This is a genomic window from Sporichthya sp., from assembly GCF_013815995.1.
In the GTDB taxonomy this organism is placed as follows: domain Bacteria; phylum Actinomycetota; class Actinomycetes; order Sporichthyales; family Sporichthyaceae; genus Sporichthya.
Genome location: NZ_JACDFE010000179.1, coordinates 1 through 9,366, shown reverse-complemented (window position 1 = coordinate 9,366; position 9,366 = coordinate 1). Strand labels below are relative to the sequence as shown.

Annotated in this window: 6 protein-coding genes and 1 pseudogene; 1 reads left to right on the top strand and 6 read right to left on the bottom strand. The window is 71.2% G+C overall.

The window, feature by feature from the left end; all coding sequences use genetic code 11:
* A pseudogene (locus tag H0X00_RS17745) lies at positions 1-910 on the top strand (hypothetical protein); the annotation flags it as partial.
* A gap of 56 nt (positions 911-966) precedes the next feature.
* Here the strand turns inward: H0X00_RS17745 and purB are convergent.
* The 6 genes from purB to H0X00_RS17715 all read right to left on the bottom strand — a co-directional run.
* Complete coding sequence (purB, locus tag H0X00_RS17740; protein WP_293773477.1) at positions 967-2,274, bottom strand: adenylosuccinate lyase; 1,308 nt, start codon at positions 2,272-2,274, stop codon at positions 967-969.
* Positions 2,267-2,977, bottom strand: a complete 711-nt coding sequence (locus H0X00_RS17735; protein ID WP_293773474.1) for a maleylpyruvate isomerase family mycothiol-dependent enzyme — start codon at positions 2,975-2,977, stop codon at positions 2,267-2,269. Before H0X00_RS17735 ends, purB begins: the two co-directional genes overlap by 8 nt.
* 50 nt (positions 2,978-3,027) lie before the next feature.
* Positions 3,028-4,302 carry a phosphoribosylamine--glycine ligase gene (purD, locus tag H0X00_RS17730; RefSeq protein ID WP_293773472.1) on the bottom strand — a complete coding sequence of 425 codons (1,275 nt, stop codon included), beginning with the start codon at positions 4,300-4,302 and terminating at the stop codon, positions 3,028-3,030.
* A gap of 87 nt (positions 4,303-4,389) precedes the next feature.
* Complete coding sequence (locus H0X00_RS17725; protein ID WP_293773470.1) at positions 4,390-5,688, bottom strand: adenylosuccinate synthase; 1,299 nt, start codon at positions 5,686-5,688, stop codon at positions 4,390-4,392.
* A 101-nt stretch (positions 5,689-5,789) separates the two neighbouring features.
* Positions 5,790-8,630 carry a DUF3151 family protein gene (locus H0X00_RS17720; protein ID WP_293773468.1) on the bottom strand — a complete coding sequence of 947 codons (2,841 nt, stop codon included), beginning with the start codon at positions 8,628-8,630 and terminating at the stop codon, positions 5,790-5,792.
* Between the two features lie 228 nt (positions 8,631-8,858).
* On the bottom strand, positions 8,859-9,366 hold a 508-nt coding region (locus H0X00_RS17715), incomplete at its 5' end, for a calcium-binding protein (RefSeq protein ID WP_367186679.1).

Sequence of the window (9,366 nt, the reverse complement as noted above, 5' to 3'; positions counted from 1 at the left end):
CACCCGGACCGGGACCGCCGGTAGCGCCTTCCCGGCGGCCTGCGTCCAGACCACCGCTGCCGCGTTCCGGGGGCTGGCCGAGGACGCGCAGGTCGCGCTCTGGCACACCGAGGTCGAGGGCGAGCCGCTGCTGGAGACCGGCAAGCTGCTCGGCCTGGAGGCCACCGGCGTCGCCGAGCTGAGCTTCGCCGCCCGGGACAGCCTGCGCGCCGCGCAGCTGCTCGAGCACCGCGCCGCGATCAGCTCCCCGGAGTGCCGTTGGACCACCAACCGGCTCAACGGCTTCGCCCGCAACACCCTCTCCGAGCCCGACACCGCCAAGGTCAGCGCCCACGTCGGGACCTGCGAGCTGTGCGCCGTGGTGGCTCCGGCCGTCCTGGCGGTCGAGTCCGACCTGGCGCTGCTCGTCGCCACCGTCGTCCTCGGCCCGGCCGCGCCGGCCTACCTGGACCGCGAGGGCGCGGGCCATGCCGGCCACGGCCGCTTCGCCGCCCTGATGCGCGATGCCGCCCGTCCGCTCGCGGTCGCCCTCTCCGCGATCGCGCTGATCACCGCCGGCCTGCTCGGCACCCTGGCCTTCGCCGACGAGGACGCCGCGCCGGCGAAGCTGGCCACCCCGTCGATGTTCACCGTGATCCCGGTCGCCCCGACCAACCCGGTCGACGACAACGGGCCGGACTCGGGCGACGGCTCGACCGGTCGGGACGCCCCGAAGGCGTCGCCACGGCCGACCCCGCGCCCGGTCGTGATGACGATGTCCCGCTCGGCCTCGGACGTGAAGACCGAGCCGGTCAAGCCGGCCCCGAAGCCGGAGGAGCCCGAGGGCACCTCGATCAACCTCGGGATCACCTCGATCAACCTCGCCCCCGGCGCCGGCCCGATCGGCCTGCCCGGCCTGTCCTTCGGCTGATCCGCCCGATTCGCTGCGGATGACATCCCGCAACGGATGTCATCCGCAGGGTGGCGTCAGCTCAGCTTCTCCAGGCGCTCGAACATCGGCGCCAGGCGGGTGACGAAACGCTCGGGGCGGCAGACCTCGTCCAGGCGCCCCTCGTCGAGGGCGATCCCGGCCTCGGCTGCGCGCGCGCGCAGCGTCTCCCGGAACGGGATGTTCTCCTGCCAGGTCTGCATCGCCGCGCCCTGCACCAGGGCGTAGGCGTCCTCGCGGGAGGCGCCGGTCTCGACGATCTCCAGCAGCACCGTCGAGGTGTAGATCAGCCCGGCGGTCAGGTCGAGGTTCGTCCGCATCCGGTCGGCATCGACAACCAGCCCGGACATCAGCCGGTTGGTCAGGTGCAGCAGGTAGTCGGTGGCCGCCGCGGCATCGGGCAGCGAGATGCGCTCGACCGAGGAGTGCGAGATGTCCCGCTCGTGCCAGAGCGGGATGCCCTCCATCACCGGCACGATCTGGGCGCGCACGATCCGGGCCATGCCGCAGATCCGCTCGCTCATGATCGGGTTCTTCTTGTGCGGCATGGCCGAGGAGCCCTTCTGGCCCTTACCGAAGGGTTCCCAGGTCTCCCGGACCTCGGTGCGCTGGCCGTGCCGCACCTCGAGCGCGATCGCCTCGCAGACGGTGGCCAGGATCGCCAGCGCGGACACCCACTCGGAGATGCCGTCGCGCAACACCACCTGGGTGGAGACGTCCGCCCGCCGTAGACCCAGGGCGGCCGCGACGTGCTGCTCCACCGCCGGGTCGATGTTGGAGTAGGTGCCGACGGCGCCGGAGATCGCCATCACCGCGACGGCCTCGCGGGCGGCGCGCAACCGGTCCCGGGATCGCGCCATCCCGAAGGCGAAGTCCGCCACCCGGTGGCCCCAGACGTCGGGCTCGCCGTGGATGCCGTGGGTGCGCCCGACCCGCAGGGTCTCCTTGTGCGCCAGCGCGTGATCCCGCAGCGTGGCGACGAGCGTGTCCGCCTTGGCCAGCAGAATGTCGGTGGCCTCGGTCAGCTGCAGGCCCAGCGCGGTGTCGAGCAGGTCCGAGGACGTCATCCCGAAGTGCACGTAGGCGGCGGCCTCGCGCGGGGTGGTGTTGTTCGCCCACGCGGACAGGAAGGCGATGACGTCGTGCTGGGTGACGTCCTCGATCTCCTTCACGGCCTCGGGCGTCGGCGGCGCTGCATTGCGCACCGGTTCGACGCAGTCGGCCGGGACGACGCCGGCCGCGGCGTGCGCCTCCAGCACCAGCGTCTCCACGTGGCACCACAGCTCGTACTTGTGCGCCTCACTCCAGACGCGGCCCATCTCGGGCAGGGTGTAACGCTCAATCACGGGCCCATCCTCGCGCATCCCCCGGGACGTCGGCGAGGTGGTCCTCGGGGAGCGGGAAGACGCAGAGGGCGTCGAAGATCCGGGACGGGCTCGCACCGGTCCAGTCGGCGGCGAGCATCTGCTCCTTGCTCCGCCGGCTGATGATCATGCGGACGAACTCGTAGCCGCTGCTCCGCAACGTGAGCTCGGGCTCCCCTTCGCCGTAGCGGTGCGAGTCCCCGTCGACGACCAACTCGACGGTGGGCAGGTCCGGGTGGGCGGCCCAGTTCCCGCGCAGCATGGCGAGCAGGCTGGCCACGAGGGTCGGGATCGCCGGGTCGCTGCGATCGCCCTCGCCCCCGAGAGCATCGGCAACGTCCTGCTCATGGGCCCACACGTCGAAGCAGGCGCGGGCCATCTCGAAGCCGGAATCGTGGATCAGCTGCTCGAGCTTCGGCGCGATCTGATCCCACTCCGCGCAGACTTCAGCGAGCCCGAGCTCGGCGCGGCTGGCGACCTGGACCGCTGTCCACTCGGGGGTTCCCCGGCCCTCCAGCCGCCCGGTGAGCACATCGGAGGCGACGCCGGTCAGGTGCCGGTAGACGTCCGCGACGGTCCACAGCGGCGTCGCGGGCACCTGGGCGCTCTGCTGAGCCTCCGTCAGATTCGCGGCTTGCTCCATAAGCCGGGTGCGGCTGGCGTGGTAGACCTCGGCGAGGTGCATGGCTCCTCCTGGGGTGGGGGGTGCATCAGGGGTGCATCAGGGATAAGGCGTCAGCTTGCTCCGGGAATGATGACCTCGCCGCGCTCGGCGGCCAGGGCGATGTCGGTGCGGTGGTGCGAGCCGTCGAGGGTGACGGCGGCGACGCCGGTGTAGACCCGGGACCGGGCCTCGGCCAGGTCCGCGCCGGTCGCGGTCACGCACAGCACGCGACCCCCGGAGCTGACCACGGCGCCGGCGCCGTCCAGCGCCGTGCCGGCGTGGATGACCTGCACGCCCGGGGCGGCGTTGGCCTCGTCCAGGCCGCCGATCGCTCCGCCGGTGACCGGCGGGCCAGGGTAGTTCGGCGCCGCCACCACGACGGTGACCGCGGAGCCCTCCCGCCAGTTCAGCGGCTCGACCTTGTCCAGTTGGCCGATCGCCGCGGCCTCCAGCAAAGCCCCCAGCGGGTTGCGCAGCAGGGCGAGCACGACCTGGGTCTCCGGGTCACCGAAGCGTGCGTTGAACTCGATCACCCGCATCCCGCGTGAGGTCATCGCCAACCCCGCGTAGAGCAGCCCGGCGAACGGGGTGCCGCGGCGGCGCATCTCCGCGATGGTCGGCTCCAGCACCCGCGCCGTCACCTGCTCGAGCAGGTCGGCCGGCGCCCAGGGCAGCGGGCAGTACGCACCCATCCCGCCGGTGTTCGGCCCGGCGTCACCGTCGCCGACGCGCTTGAAGTCCTGCGCGGGCAGCAGCGCCCGCACGGTCTGACCATCCGTCAGGGCGAACACCGAGACTTCGGGTCCGTCCAGGAACTCCTCGATGACCACCCGGCCCGAGCAGGCCTTGGCGTGGGCGAGCGCAGCCTCCCGGTCCTCGGTGACCACGACACCCTTGCCCGCGGCAAGGCCGTCGTCCTTGACCACGTACGGCGGGCCGAAGGCGTCCAGGGCGGCGGCGACCTCGTCCAGGTCGTCGCAGACCCTGGCCATCGCGGTCGGCACCTCGGCGTAGGCCATGACCTCCTTGGCGAAGGCCTTGGACCCCTCCAGCACGGCCGCCGCGGCGGACGGGCCGAAGCAGGCGATCCCGCGCAGCCGCACCGCGTCCGCGGCCCCCGCCACCAGCGGGCCCTCGGGCCCGATCACGACCAGATCGGCGTCGAGGGCATCGGCCAGGTCGGCGACCGCGGTCGGGTCGGTGGCGTTCACCGGATGCAGAGTGGCGAGCGCGGCGATGCCGGCGTTGCCCGGCGCGCAGTGCAGTTCGGTGACCCCAGGGTCGGCGGACAATGCCAGGCACAGCGCGTGCTCGCGGCCACCGCCGCCGATCACCAGAACCTTCACGGCGCGAGCCTAGGACACGCAACCTCTGCCGCCTGGCGCGCCCATCGAGGTGCTCCGATGAACGCGACCCGCGCAGCAGAAGTCGGGTCACTTCACCAGCGAGCGGACCTCGATCGTCTGGTCGCGCCCGGGGCCGACGCCGATCGCGGAGATCGGGGCGCCGGACATCTCCTCCAGGGCGGTGACATAGGCCTGCGCGTTCTTCGGCAGGTCGGAGACCGACCGCGCGCCGGTGATGTCCTCGGTCCAACCCGGCAGCTCCTCGTACACCGGGGTGGCGTGGAAGAAGTCGGTCTGGCTCATCGGCATCTCGTCGTGCCGGACCCCGTCGATGTCGTAGGCCACGCAGACCGGGATCTGCTCCAGCCCGGTCAGCACGTCGAGCTTGGTCAGGAAGAAGTCGGTGAGGCCGTTGACCCGCGTCGCGTACCGGGAGATCACCGCGTCGAACCAGCCGCAGCGGCGGGCCCGGCCGGTGGTGACGCCGACCTCGTGCCCGACGCGACGCAGGAACTCCCCGTTGGAGTCGAACAACTCGGTCGGGAACGGCCCGGACCCGACCCGGGTCGTGTAGGCCTTGAGGATTCCGCATACCCGGTCGATCCGGGTCGGCCCGATCCCCGACCCGGTGCACGCGCCGCCGGAGGTCGGGTTCGAGGAGGTGACGAACGGATACGTGCCGTGGTCGACATCGAGCAGCGTGCCCTGCGAGCCCTCCAGGCAGACCAGCTTGCCCTCGTCCAGGGCCCGGTTGAGCACCAGCGAGGTGTCGGTGACGTGCGGGCGCAGCGCGTCGGCGAAGGGCAGGAACTCCTCGACGACCTCGTTGACGGTGATCGCGCGCCGGTTGTAGATCTTCACCAGCAGCGGGTTCTTGTCGACCAGTGCGGCCTCGATCTTCTGCCGCAGGATCTTCTCGTCGAACAGGTCCTGCACCCGCACGCCGATGCGGTTGACCTTGTCCGCGTAGGCCGGGCCGATGCCCCGTCCGGTGGTGCCGATCTTGTTCTTGCCGAGGAAGCGCTCGCGGGTCTTGTCGAGCGTGGTGTGGTACGGCGTGATCAGGTGCGCGTTGCCGGAGATCAGCAGCTTCGAGGTGTCGACGCCGCGGTCCTGCAGCCCGGCGATCTCCTGGAGCAGCACGCCCGGGTCGATGACGACGCCGTTGGCGATGACCGGGGTGCAACCGGGGGTGAGGATCCCCGAGGGCAGCAGGTGCAGCGCGTAGTGCTGGTCACCGATGACGACGGTGTGCCCGGCGTTGTTGCCACCCTGGTAGCGCACGACGTAGTCGACGGGGTCGTTGCCGGCCGCCCCCAACAGGTCGGTGGCCTTGCCCTTGCCTTCGTCGCCCCACTGGGCGCCGACCAGCACGATGACGGGCATACGTCAGCGCCTCCGACCTGTCGAAAACCTGGGAAAACCTGGCAAACCAGCGCCCCAGGCTACCTGCGGTGATCCTGCGCCCGCCGGGCGCCGCAGGCGCGTCAGCTGCGGGGGGCGACCAGTGCTTCGGCGGCTGCGGGGCTGCTCTCGGTCAGGAAGGAGAAGCAGCGCTGCGCCTCCGCCTCCTCGCCGATCGCGGCGGCGGCCCGGCCGAGCCCGTGCAGGGAGCGCAGGAAGCCCTGGTTGGGCTCGTGGTCCCACGGCACCGGGCCGTGCCCGCGCCAGCCGCTGCGGCGCAGCGCGTCCAGTCCACGGTGGTAACCGGTGCGCGCGTACGCGTAGGACTCGACCACCGACCCGCGGGTGAAGGCCGCATCCGCCAGCGTCGCCCAGGCCCGGGAGTAGTCGGGGAAGCGGGCCGCCACCTCGGTGGCGTCCGTCCCGTTGTCCATCAGGCTTCGGGCTTCGTCCAACTCGGGCAGCAGGGTCGCGGGCGGGCCCGCGAGCAGGTTCTCGTGTGTCACGCGGCCCATTGTGCCGTTGCGCTCCGGTGACGGCGACGGCACCGGGGGCGCGACCGCCGGAACGACCGGCGGGGCCACCGGCGGGATCAGCGGCATGGCGGGCGTCGGCGCCGCGCCGTTGGTCAACCCGACGGGCGCGATCGGCGGGACCCCCGCGTCCGTCTTCTGCCACGGCGAGGGCGCCGGCGCAGCGGCCGGCGAGACCTCGGAGAACGCGGCGGGGGCAGCGGTGTGGGCGATCTCGGCGTTGGCCGCCGCGGTCACCCCGACCAGGGCCGGGACCTTGGCCGGGATGGCCTCGTGCCCGCCGTCGCCCTGTCCCGGAAGGTGATCCGCCTTGCTCATCGGACTCGGCCACCAGATGTGCCGGTCGAAGTCCAGCGCGAGGGCGGTGACCAGCACCGAACGCACGATGAAGGTGTCGAGGAGTACGCCGACCGCGACCAGGAAGCCGATCTCGACCATGAAGATCATCGGCACCGCGGTCATCACCGAGAAGGTGCCGGCCAGCACCAAGCCGGCCGAGGTGATGACGGCGCCGGTGGCGGTCAGACCGACGATGGCGCCCCGGCGCGTGCCGACCTGTCTCGCCTCCTCCTGGACGCGCGTCATCAGGAAGATGTTGTAGTCGATGCCCAGGGCGACCAGGAACACGAAGCCCATCAGCGGCAGGCTGGCGTCGGTGCCTTCGTAGTTGAGCAGGTGGGTGAACACGATCGCACTCAGCCCGAACGCCGCAGCGAAGGACAGGATGACGGTTCCGAGCAGCAGCAGCGGCGCCACCAGGGCCCGCAGCAGCACCATCAGGATCAGGAAGACCACGATCAGGGTGATCGGGATGACCACCTTGTTGTCCCGGGACGAGGCTTCGCGGGTGTCCAGCTGCACGGCGGTGCTGCCACCGACCCGGACATCGGCACCGGGAACCGCGTGTACCGCGTCGCGCACCCGTTCGATGGTGTCCTTGGCCGCGTCACCGTCCGGCGGATCGGTGAGCGTGGCTTCCAGGTAGGACAGCCCGCCCGCATCAGGGCTCTGGACCACCGAGTCCGGCACGATGCCGTCGACCCGGCCCAGCGCCTCGGCGACGGAGTCCCCGTGGGCGGCGTCGGTCATCACGATCACCGGGTCGCCGGTGCCGGACGGGAAGTGCGCCTCCAGCGCCTTCTGTCCGACGATCGAATCCTGGACGTTGGTGAAGCTGTCCTCGTAACTCAGTCCGTCGGAGTCGATCTGCGTGACGCCGAAGGACAGCGCGGCGAGCACCAGCGTGGTGCCCACCCAGATCGTGCGCGGGCGCGGAGTGATCGCGCCGGCGACCTTGGACCAGATTCCCTGCTCGGACGGATCCGAAGTGCCGAAGTCCGGGTGCGTCGGCCAGAACATCCAGCGGCTGCCGATGACGAGCATGGCCGGCAGCAGCGTCATCATCACCAGCAGGCCGACGCCGATGCTGATCGCCAGCACCGGGCCCATGCTCGAGGTCGAATTCATGTCGGCGAAGGACAGGCAGAGCAGGCCGAGCAGCACGGTCACCCCACTGGCGAAGACCGCCGGGCCGGCCCGGTGCAGGGCGAACGCCATCGCCTCGTGGCGGTCTTCGTGACGACGGAGTTCTTCCCGGTAACGCGCGACCAGCAGCAGGGCGTAGTCCGTTCCCGCGCCGAAGACCAGGATCGAGAGGATGATCTGGGCCTGCGCGGTAACGGTGAGCGCTCCGGCGTCGGCGAGCAGATAGATGATGCCCATCGCGACGATCAGCGCGAAGACCGCCGAGAGCACCGGCAGCAACCACAGGATCGGGCTGCGGTAGGTCATCAACAGGATCAGGATCACCACGGCGAGGGCAGCGAGCAGCAGCGCGCCCTCGGTGCCGTCGAACGCGGCGGCGAAGTCACCGTTGAAGCCGGCCGGGCCGGTGACGTAGACCAGCATCCCGTCGCCCTTGACGTCGAAGGACTTGATCTCGTCCACGAAGTCGGGCAGCTTCTCCCAGCCGTTGCCCTTGTCGCCCATGTCGAAGGGCACGACCATCTGCAGGGCCTTGCCGTCCTCGGACTCGAACGGGCCCTCGACCGGCGCCTCGACGCCCTCGAGGTCGTTGAAGGCGGCGGCGTCGTTCTTGGCTCGCTCGCGGTCCGCGTCGGTCAGGCCCTCACGACGCTCGTAGACGACCACCGCCGGGGCCTCGTTCGGGTTCTGGAACTTCTCCATCACCTTGTAGACCTGGGTGGACTCAGCGCTGCTGGGCAGCCAGTTGACGGCCTCGTTCTCCTGGACGTCGCCGAGCTTGCCGGCGAGCGGAGCCATGCAGACCACGGCGATCACCCAGAACAGGACGACGGCGTACTTGGTCTTCGGCCCGCAAGGGAAACGGGCGAGCTTGCCCGCAGCACTACTCGGAGCAGTGCCAGCCATGTCGCCGTCCATTCCGGTTGCTCCCGCGCGTCCACGCGAGATGTCCCTCGTGTCACATCCGTCGCAGCGACATCGTTTCAGGCGCGCGAGCGGTTAACCAGCATTCCGAGCCTGGTTCACGAATCCATGAACACGGCTTCAACCACCGATTGTAGAACCGCGTTCCACGCAGCCGGGAATTGACCGAAGATCGCCCGCGGCGCGCCCTGGACAAGGGCCAGCGGGAACCTAGTCGCGGAACTCGCTGCCGATCCGCTCGGTGGCCGGATCCAGGTCGAGCCCGCGGTCCTGGCCGGCGCCGCCGTCCAGCCGGTCGCGGCCGCGGCCGCCCAGCAGCAGGTCGTTGCCCGGCCCGCCGCGGAGCACATCAGCGGCGGCGTCGCCGCAGAGGATGTCGTCCCCGCCCTTGGCGGAGATCCGGTCGGTGCCGAGCCGGCCGCGGATCAGGTCGTTGCCGTCCGTCCCGACCAGGACGTCCGCCCCGTCGGTGCCCTCCTGGAGCAACCAACCCGCCGGCACCGGGCCGCCGGGCTCGCAGACCCGGCTGATGTCGACGCCGAGCAGGACCGCCTTGAAGCGCAACTGGATGATGCCGTCGGCCATCCCCGGGGCCAGGCCGAACGCCGTCCCGGGCAGACCGAAGCCACTGCCGCCCCCGCCGCCGCCGGCCTTGTCGATGACCAACTCGGCGGCCAGCCCGGTCGCGCTGACCTGGTCGGCCCCGCCGCCACCGAAG

Coding starts and splice junctions, on each gene's coding strand:
- H0X00_RS17720 (WP_293773468.1), bottom strand. CDS start 8,630: ATGGCTGGCACTGCTCCGAGTAGTGCTGCGGGCAAGCTCGCCCGTTTC.
- H0X00_RS17725 (WP_293773470.1), bottom strand. CDS start 5,688: ATGCCCGTCATCGTGCTGGTCGGCGCCCAGTGGGGCGACGAAGGCAAG.
- H0X00_RS17735 (WP_293773474.1), bottom strand. CDS start 2,977: ATGCACCTCGCCGAGGTCTACCACGCCAGCCGCACCCGGCTTATGGAG.